This window comes from Palleniella muris, assembly GCF_004792655.1.
GTDB lineage: Bacteria > Bacteroidota > Bacteroidia > Bacteroidales > Bacteroidaceae > Prevotella > Prevotella muris_A.
The window spans coordinates 40,129-60,654 of record NZ_SRZC01000005.1; the positions used below are offsets into that span (position 1 = coordinate 40,129).

A 20,526-nucleotide genomic window follows, 5' to 3' on the forward strand; every position below is an offset into this window, starting at 1 on the left:
ATCACATACAAACAATGAAACCTTTACTATTATCATTATTGCTCTTATCTTCAGCGACGAACATCAGCGCACAGCGCATCGACATCTCAACATCAAAAACCGACCTGATACTGAAAGTGGGAGACAACAAACGCCTCTACCAAACCTATCTCGGGGAGAAACTCCTCAACAAGTCCGACGGTGACATCCTGCCTTGGCAGGTTAAGGGCGGCAGCGACGGAAGTGTCTCGGAACGAGGATGGGAGGTTTACCCCGGTTCCGGTGCAGAGGACTACTACGAACCGGCACTTGCCATGACCCACTCCGACGGGAATCTTACGACAATCCTGCAATATGCAGAACACAAACAGCAGCAGACGCCCTTCGGAGCAATAACGGAGATACGCCTGAAGGATAATCTCTACCCTGTGGAAGTGACGCTCCATTACGAGTCCTACTACAAAGAGAACATCATCAAGACATGGACTGTAATCCACAACAATGGAAAACAGCCGGTGGAAATATGGAGATATGCCTCGGCAATGCTCTACTTCAACCGCAGCGAATACTATCTCACTGAGTTTTCAAGCGACTGGGCAAAGGAGGCGCAGATGCGCACCCAACCGCTCTGTTTCGGAAAGAAAGTCATTGACACGAAGTTAGGAAGCCGTGCCGCCATGCACACCCACCCATTCTTCGAGATAGGATTGGACACGCCGGCCGGCGAGAACCGTGGTGAGGTTCTCATGGGAACACTCGCATGGACAGGGAATTTCCAATTCACTTTCGAGGTGGACAACGTGGGCAACCTGCGCATTCTGCCTTCCATAAACCCTTATGCCTCAACCTACGAGGTGGCGGCAAAAGAGAGTTTTGTCACGCCTGAGTTCATCTTCACACTATCACAGCACGGCACCGGTGAGGGAAGCCGCGACTTGCAGCGTTGGGCAAGGCTCTACCAACTCAAAGACGGCACAGGCGACCGCATGACTTTGCTCAACAACTGGGAGAACACTTACTTTGATTTCGACCAGAATCTTCTTGCACAACTTATGAACGAGGCAAAGGAACTTGGAGTGGACATGTTCCTCCTCGACGACGGATGGTTTGGCAACAAGCATCCCCGTAAGAACGACCAGGCAGGTCTTGGCGACTGGCAGCCAACGAAATCAAAGCTGCCCGGTGGCATCCATGCCCTTACCGAGTCGGCAAAGACGGCAGGAGTGAAGTTCGGTTTGTGGATAGAACCTGAGATGGTTAACCCTAAGAGTGAGCTTTTTGAGAAGCATCCTGACTGGGCTTACACCCTCCCTGACCGCAAACGCTACTACTATCGCAACCAACTCGTGCTTGACCTCAACAACCCTGAGGTTCAGGAGCATGTCTACAAGGTTGTGGAAAACATACTGAGGAACAACCCTGACGTGGCATATTTCAAATGGGACTGCAACTCTCCGATAACAAACATCTTCTCCCACTACCTCAAAGAGAAGCAGCAACAGCTCTACATCGGTCATGTGCGCGGACTCTACAACGTGCTGCAGCGCATCAAGAAGAACTTCCCCAATACTCCTATGATGCTTTGCTCGGGTGGCGGAGCGCGCTGCGATTACGAGGCACTGAAGTACTTCACCGAGTTCTGGTGTTCTGACAACACAGACCCTGTGGAACGACTCTTCATCCAATGGGGCTTCTCCCAATTCTTCCCTGCCAAGGCTATGTGCGCACATGTGACAAGCTGGAACAAGCAGACTTCCGTGAAATTCCGCACCGATGTGGCGTCAATGGGCAAGTTGGGCTTTGACATCGGATTGAAAGAATTGTCGGCTGCCGACCTCCTCTATGTCCAAAACGCCATAAAGAACTGGAACCGTCTGAAACCGGCAATCCTTGACGGAGTGCAGTACCGTCTCGTTTCACCTTACGAAAGCAACCACACTGCCACAATGTACACCACGGAAGATGCAACAAAGGCTGTCCTCTTCGCCTTCGACATACACCCTCGCTTCGCCGAGAAGCTCCACAAAGTGAAGTTGCAAGGGCTGATTCCAACGGCAAACTATCGCGTTAAAGAAATAAATGTCATGCCTATGATAGACACAACAAAGTCCGCAAAGCAGAGAAGTTCTGCCGCTCCTAATCCGTCATACAAGTCAACATGGGCTTCTGACAACAAGGTCTACAGCGGTGACTACCTCATGAAAGTCGGTCTTGATGTGTTCACTGCGCAAGAGACACAGAGCCATGTCATCGAACTGGCAAAGGAGTAATGTCCTGAGATAATAGACCTTCAAACACAATAAATCCGTGATACATGCCCTCTTTTGAGAGTGTATCACGGATTATATGTTAATCAGACAACTGAAAAAGTCGTCAGTTCATTTTATCAATACCCCGGATTCTGCCAGCCGGCGCCGTTGGTAATTGTCGCCAAGTATGTCGTAGAGATTGGGCGCAGAGCGTACTCCGGAGTGAAGAACTTAGCCAAGTCAGGGTGAGTCTCCTGCAAATAGTTCTTATCCTTGAACATACCGGTGCGCTTCAGGTCATAGAAACGGCTGTACTCTCCACACAATTCCCTGCCACGCTCGTCAAGCACAGTGCGTACAGAAGCAGTGCCTGAGAGAGCGTTTGCCCCTGCTCTTGTGCGCACCTTATTAATATATGCCATTGCACCACTGCCACCGTTGAGGTAAATGTCAAGCTCTGCAGCGATAAGGTAAACCTCAGCCATGCGCATGATGAACGTAGCATTCAGGTTTGCGAAACGGTTCTTGCTCTCGTTAACGACATAGATGTTGCTGGAGTTGTGCTTGCTCAATGAAGGATAGAAATAACGCCAGTGGTTCTCTGTCTCACCGGAAGTCATGATTACCTTACGGTCGGCGTCACTGTACACCTTCTTATAGTCCACGAGCAAGTAAGAAGCATTGGCAGCATTGGCAACCTCCGATGCATAACCGGCATCCTGCGGCATGACAAACTTGATAGCAAGGTCACCGATAGCCTTGGAGTTCTGTGTCTTGTCAAGGATGTTCTCTTGGAATTTCAGAGTCTTTCCTACGACAGAAGCGTCCTTGCCATAAGTCTTTGCATCACCTTCTGTCCATGTGTAGTCACGGTTGCAGTTCCATTCTGTGACAAAGGAATTGTGGAAACGCGGGTCGAGCGAGCCGTCCTCCTGTACAAAAAGGTTGAGCAGATGCTGTGTAGGCATGAAGCTGCCCGTCTGTCCGCCTTCCCATGTCTGGCGCGCCTGAGGATTGTCCTGGCGTGCAGCGAAATGGTTGATGGCTGCGAGGAACATCTCATCATTGCGGTTACACTTCTGCGCACCATTAGATGAACCATGTCCGTCACTTCCCGAATACCAGCGATGCTTCCACAAAGCCTCCTTGTTCTCCCAGTTGTTGTCCTGCTTGAAGACATCCTCAAAATTGGAATACATGTATGCTCCATACTGCGAACCGCCATTCTCACAGTCAGTGATAAGCAGTTTTGCAGCATCCATACCCTTCTGCAGGAACTCAGTGGAGCCATACTCGTAAGTCTGAAGGCAAGCCTTTGCGAGGAAACCCAATGCCGCTTTCTGGGTAGGAGTTGTGCAAGTCGCGTCAGTTCCCTTGTCAAGATATTGCACAGCGAACTCAAGGTCAGGGATAATCACCTCCTTATATATTGTCAATGGGTCAGTGCGCTCAGGTGCATAGTTAGGCACGCCGAGGTCAGTGACCTTCACCACTCCGCCAAACTGCTCCACAGCATTGAAATAGTAGACAGCGCGCATGAAGCGAGCCTGCGCTATGCTGTTGTTGCGCTTTGCCTCCGAGATAGGCGGATTGGCGGCATAAGCGATGGCAGTGTTGCAGCTTCCGATACCGTCATAAATGGCGTTCCAGATAGTGTTTGTATACGTCGTGTTAGCACTCGCACCGCCAAAGAACCAGAAATACTGTGTGTTGCTGTTGCCGTCATTAGCCTTTGTTGTCCAAAGGTCCGTGTCAGCCTCTGTCAGCTGCATATAGCCGTCAGTGCCGTAGAGGACGCGCTCCGCACCGAAATAAATCTGGTTAAGGATAGCCTGATAGCCGTCCTCTGTCATGGTCACGGTGTCGAATGTGAATCCTCCCGGGTTCTTCTCGTCCAAGGAGCAAGAGTTGAGAAGTGCCAATGATGATAATGCGAAGACTCCTGTTATCTGCTTTATGTATCTTTTCATAAGTCTGTTTCGTTAGAAGGTTAGGTTGATGCCGATGACATACTGCTTGTAGGTCGGGAAGCTGTCAGCTCCGCCGGTCTCAGGGTCAGTGTCGTTAAGGCGTGAGTCCATTGAGAAGATGAACGGATTGTAAGTTGTGAAGTAGATGCGGCAGTTCTCTATCAATGCCTTGCGTGTCAAGCTCTTTGGCAATGTGTAACCGAGAGTGATATTCTTTATCTTGATGAAAGAGCCGTCAACCACACGGAGTGAAGGATAGACAGTGGACTGCTTGCCGCCTGTACCCGGGCGCGGATAGAACGCTCCCTGATTGTCCTCTGTCCAATAATCCACGCCTGAAGGCTGGTTCTTTGTCAGACTGTTGTCTGCCGTATAGTAGCCGAGCATGCTGCTCTCTATTGTCTGGCCGAAGCGTCCCATGGCATAGATTGTCAGGTCAATGTTCTTGTAAGCAAAGGTGTTGTTCAGACCGAGAATCCAGTTAGGGTTTCTGTGACCAAGAATGCGGCGGTCATCCTCGCCATACTTGTGCACACCGTTGTCAGAAACACCGTCAGCATCAAACTTCTCGTTTGTCTCAACCTTTATGAAACCCGGCTCCACGCCATAAGCGTCAAGCGTTGCCTTGTCAGTGTCAGTGCCCCAGATTCCTGCATATTTGTATCCATAGACAGACTTTATCGGTGAGCCGACAAACAAGTTCTCAGCGATGAGGTCGCCGTCAGGCAGTTCCTCAATCTTCTCTTTCTGCCATGTCCCGGTGAGGGATGTGTTCCAAGAGAAATCCTTTGTCCTTATGTTACGGCTGTTGATAGTGAACTCAACGCCGTGGTTGCTTGTCTTGGCAAGGTTCTGCCATACCTTCAATGGTGAGCCCCAACCTGTGATACCCGTAGTGCTCGGCATCTGGCGTGCGAAGAGCAAGCCTCTTGTCTTTGTGCTGAACCACTCGATAGAGCCGTCGATGCGGCTGTTGAGGACAGAGAAGTCAAGACCGATGTTCCAGTTATAAGACTTCTCCCATGTGAGGTCAGGACTTGCGTAAGTGCCTGTGTACTGATAGAAAGGCACGATTTTGCCGTCCACTGTCACACCTGAGCCGCTGTAAGGGTAAGGCTGTGACTGTGTGCCGTAAGCACCGATACCGCCGGAGTTGCCCGTGATACCCCAACCTACGCGCACCTTCAGGTTGTCAAGCCAACTGCTCATGCCTCCCATGAACGCCTCGTCAGAGATGCGCCATGCCACGGCAGCAGCCGGGAAGCTCTCCCACTTGTTGCCTTCCGACAGCCATGAGACACCGTCCCAACGGTTGGAGGCAGTGAAGAGATAACGTCCTTTGTAAGAATAGTTGAAGCGTACGGCATAAGACATCTTCTGAGTCTGTGTGTACTCAGACTTGATATACTGTGATGTTGCAGCGTTCAGGCGGTGGAAAAGCCATGAGTCCATTGTCTGTCCGGAGCCGCCGGCAGTTGTCGGCTCGCTCTGTGACTCAGACCATGATGTGATGAACGTGCCACCGATGCTATGGTCCTTTGCTATGGTCGTGTTGTATGCGAACACATTCTCCCATGTATAGCTCCAGCTGTCGTTGAACACCTTCTCTGCGTGAGGCGTTCCTGCGTATGTAGGGCGGTTGGCATTACAGAGCGCACCCCAATAGAGACCTTGGCGAGCGTGGGACATAGAACCCGAAATCTGGCTTCGGATGCTCATTCCCTTGAACGGAGTAAGCTCAATGAAACCGGTCGTGTTGACGTATGTCGTGCGAGTCTCGTTAGTGTATTGGTTAGGGATAAAGTCGCCAAGCGGAGAATATTGTCCGTTGATATACTCGGAAACAATGTTTCCCTCCGCGTCGTAAGCGTCACCGAGAGGGAACGCCGTGAGCGCGCGGGTGAACGTGTTCTTCACGCCACGGTCATGATTAGCGTAAGTAAGGTTGGATGTAAAACCAAGTTTTGCCCACTTGTTAATCTCCTGATCGATGTTCAGGCGCAGAGCGTATTTGTCGCGCTGCTCGTTGGAAAGCAGACCCTTGTCCTTGGAATATATGGCGGAAGCATAGATTTTCGTCTTGTCTGTGCCGCCTGTCACTGACAAGCTGTATTTCTGCGTGGTAGCCTTGTTGCCCGAAACAAGGTCAACCCAGTCTATCCACTTGCCTGCATTGTAAGCGTCCAAATAGTCCTGGTTGCCAAACAGCGTAGCCATGTCGGCAGCATAGTTGCCGTGCTCGTACTTGTAAGCCTCCTGATGATAGTTCACCCACTCATCTCCGGTCATGCTGTTCTCGTAGTTTGGCGAACCGCTCCAGCCATAGTAAGCATCGAAATTGACACGCACCTTGCCTGCCTGACCGCGCTTTGTCGTGATGATAACCACACCATTGGCACCGGCAGAGCCATAGATAGCCGTCGAAGAGGCATCCTTCAGGATGTCGATGGTCTCGATGTCAGAAGGGTTTACCTCGGAATAACTGCCCTGAATGCCGTCAATGATAAACAGCGGCTCGTTGCTTCCGTATATGGAACGTGTGCCGCGGAGCAGGATTTCAGGCTCGTCACCAATCTGTCCCGACCCTTTCACGATGTCCATGCCCGCAACCTTTCCCTGCAAAGCCTCCATGGCATTGCTTGTAGGGGCAATGACAATGTCCTCTTTCTTTATGGATGCCACGGCACCTGTGACATCGCGCTTCTTCACCGTACCGTAGCCGATGACCACCACCTCGTCCATCACTTGAGAGTCAGGCACCAGCTGCACCTTCATCCCGTTATGCGCCTTCACGGTCTGGGTGGTGTATCCCACGTAGGACACCTCGATTGTCGCACCCTCGGAAGCGTTCACTGAGAAGTTGCCGTCAAGGTCTGTGATGGCTGCAGCCTGAGAGTTCTTCACCTTGATTGTCACTCCAATCATCGGTTCGCCTGCCTCATCGACAACAGTGCCCTTGATTGCATTCTGCCGCGCCTGCACAAAAGCCTCCACACTGCCACCGGCAAACGCCGACAGAGGTGACATCGTTGCAGCAAAACCGGCTACCAACATAGCTTTCATAGCTTTGTTGACAAAAGTTTTCTTCTTTTGCATAAATGTTAAGTTAGTTATTATAAAAATGTGACTTGTATGCACATGTAACTAAAGATTATGTGGCGCAAATTTAGCAAAATAAATATATAATGGTAACATCTACACTACTCAATTAACACATTTTACCCCCCCCGATGATTTTTAACAATATTAAACACAAAGAAAGAAAAAATATATAAAAAGTGCTGTGCTATATTGAATGCTTGTATTATCTACATTTTACATGTTCCGGACACAATCACAGGCATTTTCTTTCGCTCTCTCCTGCATCGCCATATATTGCCACCGTAGCCTGCCACAAGGTTTGTAGCGGTGATGTGCTGCCTTTACAATTGTGAAGCACATCATTTTGCAAACACCGGCAAAACCACACATACGGCGAAATACCATGAGTGACAAAATGAAAGCCTACCTTTTGCATGATAAAAGGTAACGATTGGCTTGGTAAAAGGTAACGATTCACAATGCAAAGTGTTACCTTTAGTTATGTTAACCGTATTTTAATGTTCATTAAGTTTTCGGCTTACACAAAACGCAAGCATACCTATCATTTTGCAAGCAATAATACTGTTTTTGCTTTATAATAAAAGAGTCTAAGTGCAACGCTTTATGTAACACTTAGACCCTTGACATTATTACAGAAATATCTTTCACATAATATAGAAAGTACAATATATATATAATTTATTTTTATCGTTGCTTGCTATTTTGCAAATTCGATATTTTCCTTTTCGATAAGCATATTCCGCATTTTGTAGGTTAATCGTAAAAATTCGTTTCCCACCATTTGGCTTTATAACATATCCTATATCCTCAAAAGAACCATATTTCCTTGGTATTTCAACCCATTCCTTATCTTCAAATCTTTCTATCCTATAGTACTTGCCTGTAGTATATAAACTATCTGTATTATTAATCATTACCACATCTACTTTTCCAGCAGGTAATGCTATTGTATCACCATTCATTAATTGCAATACAATTGACTTGCAGCGTCTTTCCACACTGTTATCAGAACAGTTTATATCTACTTTTTGCAAAGACGCAGAATCATTCTTATGACTACACCCTAATACTATTAGAACACTAAAGACATTGCATATAAATAAAAATATACGCATATGTCATCCATTTAATACCGTTCAACGCCTAAGGAACTAAGTACATTGTCAGCTTTCGAATATATTGACAATTTACCATCACTACTACGACCATAATGAACACCAACTGTAAATCTGGTATTTGAACTTTTTACCAAAGTATAATACACATAAGTGTTTTTTCAACCGACACGAAATAAATGTACGGTTGCACCTCCGCATGTCCGAATATCGTCTTTTTTATTGCCATTACCACGATTTTTTTGCAATAGATAATGGAAAATACATTTTTTTTTATAACTTTGCAGCCGGAAAAACGAAGACAAGGCAATAGGAGGATGCTCATGATTGCCAAGACTGAGTTTGCCACAACATAAAAGAAAAATCTTCAGGGCAGGGTGTAATTCCCGATCGGCGGTAAAGTCCGCGAGCCTGAGACGCTTCACGCAACGCCATGGAACATAACGGAAAATGGCAGTGCGGAGGGCGTGGAAGGCAGAACCGTTGAAGCGAAAGTCGCCATTACGGTACCGACAGTAAAGTCTGGATGAAAGAAGAAAAGAATGAAAAAATCTGTTTTATCGCTGGGCATAATCATGTCCACACACCTCGCCTACGCCGGTGGCGTAAGCGGGAAGGATGCCGGCAAGTCCGGCTCTGTCAGTCCGACGGAACTTTCCGACACGACAATCACACTTCAGGAGGTTTCCATCCGCGGCAATTTCTGCAACGAGAGGGAAACGCCGCTTAACCTTACGACAATCACTCCGCAGGACATACGCCTGCACTTTACGTCTCCCAACTATGTGGAGATGCTCAACGGTGTGCCGGGAGTCTATGCCACAGCCTCCACAGGCAGCTATGGCGATGCGTCGCTCAACATGCGCGGATTCAAGCAGGACAACATCTCCATAATGCTTAACGGCATCCCTATCCAGGGACTTACGTCGGGCAGCATGTACTGGAGCAACTGGATGGGCTTGGCAGAGGCCACCTATTCCGTGCAGGTGCAGAAGGGCATGGGTGGCTCGATGCTTGCCGATTGTGCCATGGGCGGCATGGTGAACATCATCACAAAGACCGGCAACGGTCTGCCTAACGGCTCGTTTGCCCTCTCCGTCACTGACGAGGGACTCACGAAAGGGGTGCTGAACTACTCCACCGGGACATTGCGCCATGGGTGGAACGTCGACGCGATGGTGTCGTACACCCGGGGACATGGCTTTGTGGAATGCTCGGATGTGAGCACTTTCTCCTACATGCTGAGTGTCAGCAAACTGCTCGGTGCCCACAACACACTTGTCTTCACGGCACTCGGATCGCCGGAGACGCACGACCAGCGCAACACGGAACTTTCCGCTGCGGAGGTGGAAAAGTATGGGCGCGGCTACTCAAAGAACTGGGGTTGGCTCAACGGGGAGAAGTATTCCATAGGCAGAAACCATTATTTCAAGCCGTATTTCACCCTTCAGCATATCCTTGACGGTGAGCGTTTCTCCATGAAAAACTCCGTGTACGTTGCCATAGCCGACGGTGGCGGACGCTCCACCTACGGGCAGAAAGGGAGCGTTCCGATAATAAGCCACCAGACACCTGACGGGCACATCGACTTTGATGCTGTGCAGGCGGAGAACCGTGCGTCGGAGAATGGTTCGCAGAACATTATGCTGGACTATCTTTCGGGGCATACTCAGGCAGGTGCGATAGCATCCGCGGAGTATCTTATTACCAAGGAAATGAAGGTGCTTGGTGGCGTTCAGTACCAATATTACGACACATGGTCGAAGATGAAAGTCCTTGACCTTCTCGGCGGAAACCATTGGTATGACACAACTTCCAAGCAGAATGTCGGTGTGGGCGACTACACCGGAGCGCGTTACGGCAGGACTACGCATCATGCTTCGGGCTACATCCAGGGGCAGTATGCCACGGAACGCCTGACAGCCAACATCGGTGCGTCGCTGTTCAGTGGCACATACAGCCGCCATAATGACATCACCGGCGAGCGCAGCCGTTGGGCTCACGGCTTCGGAGGAGGAGTGAGGGGCGGTGTGCTCTACCATATCCTGAAAGGGAATGCCGGCGGAAACCGTGATTTGTCGGTGTATCTCAACGGTGGTTACAACTCGCGTTTGCCGTATGCCGGTGTGTATCTTGCGTCAAGCGACCTGTCTATCACCAATGACATTGTCAATGAGAAGAACCTCCTTGGCGAGCTTGGAGTGCGCGCCTCGTGGCAGGGCGGTGGTGCGGAACTGTCGGGATACATTGCCTCATGGCGTGACAAGACGCTCACGGTGAACATCACCAAACGTGCCGACGAGGCTGCCGAGAAGTACAATATCACAGGTATGAACGCCTTGCACCGTGGCATAGAGCTTGCCGTTCATCAGCGTCTGCTGCCGTGGCTTCGTGCGAAAGCGTTCTTCTCCACCGCTTCATGGCGTTGGAAGAGTGACGGCAAGGGTGTGACTTACGACTCTTTCAGCGGAGAGACATTGAAGGAATACAAGATTTACTGCAACAATCTGCATGTCGGCGATGCACCGCAGACGCAGGCGGGACTGACCCTTGACGGCAGGATTCCTCTGTCAGCAGCCTTGGGAAGCAAGGCGGGGGCGTTGTATTTCAATGCCGGTTGGCAGCTGAATGCGCGGATGTATGCGGATTTTGAGCCGTCATCACGCACGGACGAGGATGCTCCCGACGCCTATCGTCTGCCGTCCTACAGTCTTGTGGACGCCACAGTAGGATGGGAAGGAAGCATTTCTGACGGTCTCCGCCTGAACCTCTTCGCTTGCTGCAGGAACCTGTTTGACGCACATTATATTGAGCGTGGCATCGACGGGATGGCACACGACCTTGAGTCCTTCCGGGGATACTGGGGTGCGCCACGGCAGTTCAGCTTCGGAATGAGGCTCGCGTTTTAGGAAAGATGCACCATACCTGTATATACAACATAGAATATGCCGTGGACTTCATGAGCCCACGGCATATTCTATGTTGTATATACAGGAGTATTTGATGTAAGGCATCATTGCGCGATATGTTTCTTTCCGCCCTTGATGTACAGTTGCCTCTTTGCAGGAGAAGCGATTCTGCGTCCAGTGATGTCGTACATGTGTTCGGTGTCAAGGATGACAGTCCCCACATTGTCTATGCCTGTGGGGCGCGTGATGACAATCTTTGTGATGGTAGCTGTTGTGTTGCCGTCGCGTACAAGCCAAAGTTCGTCATAATCCTTTGTCAGAGTGTATGTCTGGTCGGTGGCCGTCGCTGTGAAGTCGTCAAACTTATGGATTTCCTCTTCAACCGCCATAGCCTGACAGCCTGCCGTAGCCTTTGCGAGGACAGCCGTAGCACGCTTGCCCGAAGAGGGCTTGATTGTTCCGGCAATGGTGACAATGTCACCGGACTTGAAACCGTTTGCAACTTTCAGGATTATGCCGTTGTCATAGCCTGCACTGCTTGAATAGTATCCATTCTTCAAAGCGATGGATGAGGAACTCATTGCTGTCGTGCCGCTTGCCGTCACTCCGTCTTTACTTGTAGGGAAATTAATCTGGGTCGCTCCTGTCGGGTCTGGGTCAGGGGTAATGCTGCCGCCACCTGCCCATGAAGGGACATACTCTTCGTTCTTGACAGGGTCGATGCCCTTGCCGTTACCGCCGTCGACAGCAAGTCCGTCACCTGTCGGCTGTGCACCTCCGTTCTTGATTGATGTGCCGTCAGCAAAACCGATGAGAGTAGACTGATAGTTGACGACAGCATTCTTGAGTTCGGAGATTACTCCGTAGTTCTCGTCCTCTATGGAGTTGTTGAAAGTCCACTTGAAATCGCCCTGCTCGCAGCGTCCGGCGTATGCCTGCGTTGTCGTGCGTGCGACTTCCGGTGTCTCTATCGCACTTGCCGGCACAGCCTTGCGCGCTTCGGTGTCGGCAGCATTGTTGTAGGATGAGCCACCGGCAAGTGCCGTTGCGGTGACAGACTCGTCACGGGAGTTCACGAGAACCGCATCCCATTTGCCGTCGGTTTGTGAGCCGTCATAGTACTGAACCTTGCGCTCGCCCTTAATGAAATTGTTGTAAGCCTTGTTCACACCTCCGTTCTCGCCGGAGAATGTACCGTCGCCTTCTGCGTCAGTGCCCTGCTTGGAGATGAGCATAGGATACTTGCAATTACGGAAATAGTTGCTTTCCACGAAAGAAGAACCACCTGTTGTCACGCCCACACCATACTTAGAATTGCCGTCAAAGTAGTTGTTGTAGACATGATAGAACGCTGTACGGATGCGCGGATGACGCGAATCTGAGTGGTCAAACCAATTATGATGATATGTCATCCAGCAGTCTGTTGTCTCGCTCTTCATTCCTCCGAGTGAGCATTTGCCGGAATCAAAGAAATGGTTGTAGGAGACTGTGATGTGGCTTGACTTTCCTTTGATGTCGACAGTGCCGTCACCCTTCGCCTGGTCGGCATCGCCTCCTGTGCCGCCATAGAAGAAATCCATGTTGTGAACCCAGATGTTATGGTTGTCAGTGTCAAGGGATAAGCAATCGTCCATGCAGAGCATTATGGCGAAATTGCGGAATTCCACAGAGGATATGCTGCGACAGAGGATGCCGAAGCCATGGATGGCAGCGTCATTGCCTATGCCTTCGAGAGTGATGTTTGCATTATAGGCACCGCTTTTACCTTTTATCTGCAATCCTTCCGCACTCGAACCGAACTTGTCCATGTCTTCGCCCTTGATTGTGCCTATTATGCGGATAGCAAGAGGACGTGTCTCCTTACCCTTCTCAAATGCGCCAATGATAGCCTGAAGCCCTGTGAAAGACACCTCGTTTTTGTCCTGCATCACACCCAGAGTAACAGTCTTTGCATTGTTTGCTGTCACATAAATCACGCGTGCATTGCTCTTCAGTGTGCCATCGTTGTTGTATGCACCGACACCTTCGCTACGATTATAGTGTGCGAAACCGTTGCGGTCATGAGCCATGACTATCACAGGGGCGGTCTCCATGGCCTTGCTATCGTCTGCCGTGCCGTTGATGACCGGCACAATCTTCATGACGTATGAGCCGGCTGTGAGTCCTACTGCATCGGCACGGTAGTAGCCGGGATATTGACGCACAAGTTCCTTGTCGAGCATGGTGTATGTGCCTCCTGACGGTTTGATGAACACTTGATAGTCGGAAGCCCCGTTCACCGGCTCCCATTTTGCATAGGCTGTCTCAAACCATCCGCTTTGCGTGATGACAGCAGCCCCTGCTGATAATGACACAATGAATGTCAAAGCCATAATGGCAATGTGCCGTAAAAGTCTTTTCATTGTTGTTTTGTAGTTTTTAGTTAGTGGTTGGAAAATTATAGTGCGTTGTTTGATTGTTTTTCAGATGTCAGTATAAAGTTACGGACGCACACACAATGCGCTGTTAACGTACACAATCGAAAGTTTTTGCAAAGATAGGCGGTAAAACAGTCAAATAAGAGTTTTGGGTGAAATAATTAACGTTTTTTATACATAAAATATTGCTTGCGCATAAATAAGGCACTGACATAGGTCGCATTTCTTATTGCTTTGCTTGTCATCCCGACGGAATCATGAAAAAGAAGGGAACCACTTTTTCATCCATTTATTTGTGTGTTTGGAGAAAAAGCATTACCTTTGCAAAGCAAAAGCCAATCAGTGGGCGAGACTGCTCCTGATTGGCGAGAACGCGGCTTTGTAGTTCAATGGATAGAACAGCCCTCTCCTAAAGGGCAGATCTGAGTTCGATTCTCAGCGGAGCTACGAAAAGTGGCTGCCTGAATTCCTTTTTTCAGGCAGCCACTTTTCTTGTTTTTACGCTGTAAGTGCGGCAAGACGACATCACTCTTTGAATGCGGCAGCCTCTGCAGCGGCAATGATGTCCTCGCGTGTAAGTTCCTTTGCTTCTGTCTGTATGTCAGAGAAGTCGATGTCAAAATGAGCCTCACTTGCACCTGTTGCCGCGGATTGCACATCCGTTCCTTTAAGGCTTGATGCCTTGGAACTGTCGGAGCCGGTTGCCTCCTGTGTGCTGACAATGATGAACTGCCGGCCTTCTGCCATTTCCTTTTCTATGTCAGGAGCTGCCATCACAGGCTCTTCCTCCATTTTTGTGCGCGCTGTCTTGGCGGCGAAGATGCTGTCACAGAACTTAGGTTGCTTGCGCAGCTTCTTCAATGTGCCTTCCGAGGCATGCTGGTGCGCCTCTTTCTTCGAGAAGCCCTTTCCTTTGCAGCATTCCACGCCCTCTATGACACAGACGCATTCAAATACCGGCGAGCCGTTCTCGTCCTTTCCTTCAAAGATGCTGCGGTACTCCATGACGACCTTGTTCTTCTGTGTCCATTCGATGAGTTTGGACTTGAAGTTCACCTCTTTGTAAGCCACTTTGTCAATATTGACAAGCTTTGAGAGAATCTGCCGCTGCACAAACCTCATGCAGGCGTCATATCCGTGGTCAAGGTAAAGCGCGCCTACGAGTGCTTCAAAAGCGTTTCCGCCCATGTAGGAGTTATGTGCGGAGGAGCGTCCGCTGGATAGGACAAGGCGTGTTATACCCATTTCCTTGGCGAGCTTGCCAAGAGTCTCGCGTTGCACGAGCTTTGAACGTGTGTTGGTCAGAAAGCCTTCTTTCTTGCCAGGGAAATGGTCATAGACGATGTGTCCTACCGTTGCATCAAGGATTGCGTCACCAAGGAATTCGAGACGCTCATTGTTTACGGGGCGTCCTTTCTGGTTACGGTGGGCGATGCTTTTGTGCATCAGCGCGAGCTTGTACAAGGAAATGTCGTGAGGGAGGACTCCCAATATCTGATACAAAGTAAGATAAAGCTCCTTGTCCTTGCGGAAAGGGAGCTTTATCCTATCAATGATAGTATTTACCATACGTCTTTCTTACTCTGCGTATTTCTTGAAGATGACGCAGGCATTGTGTCCACCGAAGCCGAATGTGTTGGAAAGTGCTGCACGCACCTCACGCTTCTGTGCCTGGTTGAATGTGAAGTTCAGGTTGTAGTCTATCTCCGGATCCTCGTCACCCTCCTCATGGTTGATTGTAGGAGGCACGATGTCATTCTTGACAGCAAGGACAGAGAACATTGCCTCTGCAGCACCTGCGCCGCCAAGCATGTGGCCTGTCATTGACTTTGTTGAGGAAATGTTCAGCTTGTAGGCAGCATCACCGAAGACTTCCTTGATAGCCTTTGCCTCAGAGATGTCACCGACAGGGGTCGATGTGCCATGGACATTGATGTAGTCGATGTCCTCCGGATTCATTCCTGCATCCTCGAGGGCGTTCTCCATGACAAGTTTCGCACCGAGACCTTCAGGGTGTGACGCTGTGATGTGGTAAGCATCGGCAGACATTCCTGCACCTGCCATCTCTGCATAAATCTTCGCTCCGCGTGCCTTTGCATGCTCCAGTTCCTCAAGGACAAGCACTGTAGCACCCTCAGCCATAACGAATCCGTCGCGGCTTGCTGAGAATGGACGGCTTGCGCGCTCAGGGTCGTCGTTGCGAGTAGAGAGGGCGTGCATGGCGTTGAATCCTCCGAGACCGCACTCTACCACGGCAGCTTCCGCGCCACCGCTGACGATGACGTTGGCTTTTCCGAGACGGATGAGGTTGAAGGCGTCAGCAAGTGCATTGGTAGAAGAGGCACATGCCGATGAAGTGATGTAGTTAGGACCGCGGAATCCGTACTTGATGGAGATGTGTCCGCAGGCGATGTCACCAATCATCTTAGGGATGAAGAACGGATTGAACTTAGGGCCGAGTGTCGGTCCGTTGATTGCAAAGTTCTCAATCTCGTCCTGGAAGGTGCGCATACCGCCGATACCGACGCCCATAACCACACCTACGCGGTTCTTGTCGAGAGACTCCATGTCAAATGCAGCGTCATCGATTGCCTGCATCGCGGCTGCCAACGAGAACTGGCAGTATGGGTCCATCTTGCGTGCTTCCTTACGGTCAATGTAATCTGTTGCCTTGAAATTCTTCACTTGGCAAGCGAAATGTGTCTTGAACTTCTCGACATCAAATCCCTCGATTGGTGCGCATCCGCTCTTGCCGGCAACTATATTGCTCCAGGTTTCCTCGACAGTGTTACCACAAGGGGTGATACATCCGAGACCTGTCACAACTACTCTTTTCAGTTCCATATAGTCTTTTGGGGAATTATGAATTTCCGGTTGCTCTCTCCACTCTTTGTGGCAATGCGGTGAAGGTTTCCCTTTCTCCGGGGAGCAGCCTGCTTATTTTAACGAAATAATCGGAAGCCACGCCCTGACAAAGCCATGGCACAACTTCCGATAAGTTTTATATCTTTGAGGTATGCTTATTTTGCATTCTCCTCGATATAAGCGATTGCGTCGCCTACAGTAGCGATTTTCTCAGCCTTGTCGTCTGGAATAGAGATAGAGAACTCCTTCTCGAACTCCATGATGAGCTCTACTGTGTCGAGAGAGTCAGCACCGAGATCGTTTGTGAAAGATGCTTCTGGCTTTACCTCTGTCTCATCAACGCCGAGCTTGTCAACGATGATATTCACTACTTTGCTTTCAATTTCTGACATAGTTGTAATTTTTTAAGTTTGTTGAATATTCTTTTATAAATTATGGGGTGTTTATGTCATGATTTCTCCTTATATACCGGAAATCGTTTGCAAAGTAACAAATAATTATTGAATTGGGCAAACATTTTAACAAGAAATGACACTTTTTGTGCACACGGCTGATAGCTTTGTGCATGTTTTATGGTGTTTATTGTCATTTCTGAGTGCAAAAATATGTTTTTCTATTCTTTTGGCTTTATGCCCCATTTCCAGTAGGTGTGTCCGAAGATGAAGAGTTCTCCCATGGGCTTGAAGCCTATGGTGCGGTAGAGTTTCTGTGCTTTCTCGTTGACAGGGTCTACGGCGAGGGTTACCACAAGGTTGCGGCTCAGGCCTTCCGCTATGGCGTTTTCAAGGAGTTGCCTCCCTATTCCTCTGCCTCGGAGTCCGGGGTTTACGGCGAGTGAGTCAAGGTAGTACTCGCCTGGGGCTGTCTCGTCGTCCATGCCGGGGAACTCTATGCCGAGATGTTCCTTGACAAGTTCCATCGTAATCCGGCGCATTTCTCTGTAGCGGCTGCCGTCGTAGGCTGTGAGCATGCCTACTGGCTTGCCATCAAGTTCCGCTATTGTCGTGTTGCGTGCGCTGTAGAGCACATCGTCACGGCTGCATATTTTTTCAGCAAACAAGCGGATGCGCTCTTCAGGAGCGTCCTCCATGAGCATTGCCGCATGGAAGCCTTTGGCTATGAAGAGTGCGTCCGCTTGTGTCGCTTTTCTGAATGTTATCATTTAGAAAAGTAAGCAAGTGTGTTATACATTGTATTTGTCAGCGTGCCAGGATGCCCCGCACGGCATGGTCATCAAGGCTGCTTGCCGATGTAAGCGAGGATACCGCCGTCGACGTAGAGCACGTGGCCGTTCACTGCGTCAGAAGCCTTTGATGCGAGGAATACAGCCGGACCGCCGAGTTCTGACGGGTCAAGCCAGCGTCCTGCAGGGGTCTTTGCGCAGATGAATGAGTCGAACGGATGGCGTGAGCCGTCTGCCTGACGCTCGCGGAGAGGAGCAGTCTGCGGAGTGGCGATATAGCCCGGACCGATGCCGTTGCACTGGATGTTGTACTCACCGTACTCGGAGCAGATGTTGCGTGTGAGCATCTTCAGACCGCCTTTTGCTGCTGCGTAAGCAGAAACTGTCTCGCGTCCGAGCTCAGACATCATTGAGCAGATGTTGATGATCTTGCCTTCCTTGCGCTCCATCATCTCCGGAAGCACTGCAGCGGCACAGATGTATGGTGCGACGAGGTCGATGTCGATGACCTGCTGGAACTCTGCGCGCTTCATCTCGTGCATAGGGATGCGCTTGATGATGCCGGCGTTGTTTACGAGGATGTCTATCTGGCCAACCTCCTCGTGTATCTTCTCCACGAGAGCCTTAACGCCCTCTTCGTCAGTAACGTCGCAAACATAGCCTTTCACGTTTGTTATGCCTGCTTCCTTATAGTTGGCGAGACCGCGCTCGAGTGCTGCCTCGTTGATATCATTGAAGATGATTGTCTTTGCACCTGCCTCAACGAATGCCTTGGCGATGTTGAAACCGATACCGTAAGATGCGCCGGTGATCCAGGCGTTCTTACCTTCGAGTGAGAATGGATTTGCCATAGTAGTTTGTTTTTATGATAGTTGTTTATGTCTGTTCTTTGTGTTGGCAGCCGTTTTCCATGTTTTCCGGCGACAACATCTTTGGTACAAAATTAATAAAAAGTTTTTGTATATGACTTGATTTCCGTCAGTTTTTATAATACATTAACCAAACCGACGGCCATGGAGGCGCAGGCTGCCGGAGGGTCACGCAGAGGATTCGCGGATATGCCGCAGAGGGCTTTCGAGATGACTGCCGGCCGTCTGTGTTGCGATGCATGGAGGGCCGTGTTGCAAAAGGTGACGGTTGGGTGTGTGAAAGGTGACGGTTGGCATGCCAAAAGGTCACCTTTCGCATGGCAAAAGGTGACCTTTCATAAAGCATTTTGTAGTCTGTTGGTTTACAATGTATTAACAAGCAAGGAAACATCCATGCTGCTTCCTGTCGGGTTGTCCGTTTATGTCGCATGGATTGCATGCTTTCCGCTGCCTGAACGCTGATGTTTTACATCTTCGCCATAGCCTGCTCGAGGTCGGCAATGATGTCCTCGGCATTCTCGATGCCTACGGAAAGGCGGATGAGGTCAGGCGCGATGCCTGCCTCACGGAGCTGTTCGTCGGAGAGCTGGCGGTGGGTATGTGACGCAGGATGCAGCACACAGGTGCGTGTGTCGGCAACGTGGGTGACGATAGAGATGAAGTCGAGGTTGTCCATGAACTTTATAGCCTCCTCACGGCTGCCGTCAAGTCCGAAGGCAATCACGCCGCAGGAGCCGTTAGGCAAATATTTCTGTGCGAGGGCGTGATACTTGTTTGTTGGCAGTCCGCAATAGTTCACCCAGCTGACCTTCGGGTTTTTCTCAAGCCACTCCGCCACTTTCTGTGCATTTTCGCAGTGCTGGCGCATGCGGAGGGCGAGGGTTTCCAGTCCGAGATTGAGCAGGAAGGAGTTCTGAGGGGCAGGGATAGAACCGAGGTCGCGCATGAGTTGTGCGACGAGTTTTGTCATGTAAGCCAACTTTCCGAACGCCTTTGTGTAGGTCAGTCCGTGGTACGACTCATCAGGAGTTGTCAGTCCCGGGAATTTCTCGGCATACTTGTCCCAGTCGAAATTGCCGGAATCCACGACGCATCCACCCACCTGTGTGGCATGGCCGTCCATGTACTTTGTCGTGGAGTGGGTCACGATGTCGCAGCCCCACTCAAACGGGCGGCAGTTTACCGGTGTTGCGAAGGTGTTGTCGATGATAAGCGGCACGCCATGCTTATGTGCTATGTTGGCAAAGCGTTCTATGTCAAAGACGTTTCCGCCCGGATTGGAGATTGTCTCGCCGAAGAAGCATTTTGTGTTCTCCTTGAAACAAGCCTCTATCTGTTCGTCAGTCCAGTCCTGGTCGATGAAGGTGCATTCTATTCCGAGCTTCTTCATGGTCACTCCGAAGAGGTTGTATGTGCCGCCATAGATGCTGTTGGAGGTGATGAAGTGGTCTCCTGCCTGGCAGATGTTGAACACAGCGTAGAAGTTGGCTGCCTGTCCTGAGGATGTGAGCATAGCTCCCACGCCGCCTTCAAGGGCACAGATTTTCTTCGCTACCGCATCGTTTGTAGGGTTGGCGAGACGGGTGTAGAAATAGCCTTCGTCCTCAAGGTCGAAGAGGCGTGCCATCTGTTCGCTGGTCTCGTATTTGAATGTAGTGGACTGGTAGATAGGCAGCTGCTGCGGCTCTCCTTTCTTTGCTTTCCATCCTCCATGGATGCAGAGTGTCTCAAGGTTCTTTTTCATTGTGGGAAAATGTTGATGTTAAACTGAAAAATATCTATTTACTTGTGTTCCTGTATAAGCAAAAAGGCTGCCACCTTTGCAGGGAGCAGCCTTTTTCTGTATGTTATGGCAAGGAAGGATTCAT

At 50.0% G+C, this 20,526-nt stretch carries 12 protein-coding genes, 1 tRNA gene and 1 riboswitch; of the genes, 3 read left to right on the top strand and 10 right to left on the bottom strand.

What is annotated here, in order from left to right:
* Nucleotides 1-14 precede the first annotated feature (14 nt).
* A complete protein-coding gene (locus E5358_RS04080) occupies nucleotides 15-2,249 on the top strand; it encodes an alpha-galactosidase (protein ID WP_135939013.1) in 2,235 nt (744 codons plus the stop codon).
* A 116-nt stretch (nucleotides 2,250-2,365) separates the two neighbouring features.
* On the opposite strand, the gene E5358_RS04085 is transcribed toward E5358_RS04080, so the two are convergent.
* From E5358_RS04085 to E5358_RS04095, 3 genes are all read right to left on the bottom strand, one after another.
* Nucleotides 2,366-4,198 carry a RagB/SusD family nutrient uptake outer membrane protein gene (locus tag E5358_RS04085; RefSeq protein WP_135939014.1) on the bottom strand — a complete coding sequence of 611 codons (1,833 nt, stop codon included), beginning with the start codon at nucleotides 4,196-4,198 and terminating at the stop codon, nucleotides 2,366-2,368.
* A gap of 12 nt (nucleotides 4,199-4,210) precedes the next feature.
* Nucleotides 4,211-7,252: a SusC/RagA family TonB-linked outer membrane protein gene (locus tag E5358_RS04090; protein ID WP_422121059.1), complete on the bottom strand. Its 3,042-nt coding sequence runs from the start codon at nucleotides 7,250-7,252 to the stop codon at nucleotides 4,211-4,213.
* Between the two features lie 692 nt (nucleotides 7,253-7,944).
* Nucleotides 7,945-8,334, bottom strand: a complete 390-nt coding sequence (locus E5358_RS04095) for an immunoglobulin-like domain-containing protein (RefSeq protein ID WP_168354577.1) — start codon at nucleotides 8,332-8,334, stop codon at nucleotides 7,945-7,947.
* Between the two features lie 440 nt (nucleotides 8,335-8,774).
* A riboswitch (FMN riboswitch) is annotated at nucleotides 8,775-8,957 on the top strand.
* Between E5358_RS04095 and E5358_RS04100 the strand changes: the two genes are divergently transcribed.
* A complete protein-coding gene (locus tag E5358_RS04100) occupies nucleotides 8,958-11,324 on the top strand; it encodes a TonB-dependent receptor (protein WP_135939017.1) in 2,367 nt (788 codons plus the stop codon).
* Nucleotides 11,325-11,428: 104 nt separating this feature from the next.
* Here the strand turns inward: E5358_RS04100 and E5358_RS04105 are convergent, their stop codons facing one another.
* A complete protein-coding gene (locus E5358_RS04105; protein ID WP_135939018.1) occupies nucleotides 11,429-13,726 on the bottom strand; it encodes a pectate lyase family protein in 2,298 nt (765 codons plus the stop codon).
* Between the two features lie 390 nt (nucleotides 13,727-14,116).
* On the opposite strand from E5358_RS04105, the gene E5358_RS04110 reads away from it, so the two are divergent.
* Nucleotides 14,117-14,188, top strand: a tRNA-Arg gene (locus E5358_RS04110).
* A 78-nt stretch (nucleotides 14,189-14,266) separates the two neighbouring features.
* Here the strand turns inward: E5358_RS04110 and rnc are convergent.
* The 6 genes from rnc to E5358_RS04140 all read right to left on the bottom strand — a co-directional run bounded on the left by rnc (nucleotide 14,267) and on the right by E5358_RS04140 (nucleotide 20,402).
* Nucleotides 14,267-15,310: a ribonuclease III gene (gene rnc / locus E5358_RS04115; RefSeq protein ID WP_135939019.1), complete on the bottom strand. Its 1,044-nt coding sequence runs from the start codon at nucleotides 15,308-15,310 to the stop codon at nucleotides 14,267-14,269.
* A gap of 9 nt (nucleotides 15,311-15,319) precedes the next feature.
* Entirely contained in the window at nucleotides 15,320-16,585 is a 1,266-nt protein-coding gene (fabF, locus tag E5358_RS04120) for a beta-ketoacyl-ACP synthase II (protein ID WP_135939020.1), read from the bottom strand.
* 176 nt (nucleotides 16,586-16,761) lie between these two features.
* A complete protein-coding gene (locus tag E5358_RS04125) occupies nucleotides 16,762-16,998 on the bottom strand; it encodes an acyl carrier protein (RefSeq protein WP_135939021.1) in 237 nt (78 codons plus the stop codon).
* 221 nt (nucleotides 16,999-17,219) lie between these two features.
* Nucleotides 17,220-17,768 carry a GNAT family N-acetyltransferase gene (locus tag E5358_RS04130; RefSeq protein ID WP_135939022.1) on the bottom strand — a complete coding sequence of 183 codons (549 nt, stop codon included), beginning with the start codon at nucleotides 17,766-17,768 and terminating at the stop codon, nucleotides 17,220-17,222.
* Nucleotides 17,769-17,839: 71 nt separating this feature from the next.
* Complete coding sequence (locus E5358_RS04135; protein WP_135939023.1) at nucleotides 17,840-18,640, bottom strand: gluconate 5-dehydrogenase; 801 nt, start codon at nucleotides 18,638-18,640, stop codon at nucleotides 17,840-17,842.
* Nucleotides 18,641-19,124: 484 nt separating this feature from the next.
* Complete coding sequence (locus E5358_RS04140) at nucleotides 19,125-20,402, bottom strand: O-acetylhomoserine aminocarboxypropyltransferase/cysteine synthase family protein (RefSeq protein ID WP_135939024.1); 1,278 nt, start codon at nucleotides 20,400-20,402, stop codon at nucleotides 19,125-19,127.
* Nucleotides 20,403-20,526: the final 124 nt, after the last annotated feature.

Bases quoted from the DNA above. Each gene is read 5' to 3' on its own strand.
- E5358_RS04080 (WP_135939013.1), top strand. From the start codon at position 15: ATGAAACCTTTACTATTATCATTATTGCTCTTATCTTCAGCGACGAAC.
- E5358_RS04085 (WP_135939014.1), bottom strand. From the start codon at position 4,198: ATGAAAAGATACATAAAGCAGATAACAGGAGTCTTCGCATTATCATCA.
- E5358_RS04090 (WP_422121059.1), bottom strand. From the start codon at position 7,252: ATGTTGGTAGCCGGTTTTGCTGCAACGATGTCACCTCTGTCGGCGTTT.
- E5358_RS04100 (WP_135939017.1), top strand. From the start codon at position 8,958: ATGAAAAAATCTGTTTTATCGCTGGGCATAATCATGTCCACACACCTC.
- E5358_RS04105 (WP_135939018.1), bottom strand. From the start codon at position 13,726: ATGAAAAGACTTTTACGGCACATTGCCATTATGGCTTTGACATTCATT.
- rnc (WP_135939019.1), bottom strand. From the start codon at position 15,310: ATGGTAAATACTATCATTGATAGGATAAAGCTCCCTTTCCGCAAGGAC.
- fabF (WP_135939020.1), bottom strand. From the start codon at position 16,585: ATGGAACTGAAAAGAGTAGTTGTGACAGGTCTCGGATGTATCACCCCT.
- E5358_RS04125 (WP_135939021.1), bottom strand. From the start codon at position 16,998: ATGTCAGAAATTGAAAGCAAAGTAGTGAATATCATCGTTGACAAGCTC.
- E5358_RS04130 (WP_135939022.1), bottom strand. From the start codon at position 17,768: ATGATAACATTCAGAAAAGCGACACAAGCGGACGCACTCTTCATAGCC.
- E5358_RS04135 (WP_135939023.1), bottom strand. From the start codon at position 18,640: ATGGCAAATCCATTCTCACTCGAAGGTAAGAACGCCTGGATCACCGGC.
- E5358_RS04140 (WP_135939024.1), bottom strand. From the start codon at position 20,402: ATGAAAAAGAACCTTGAGACACTCTGCATCCATGGAGGATGGAAAGCA.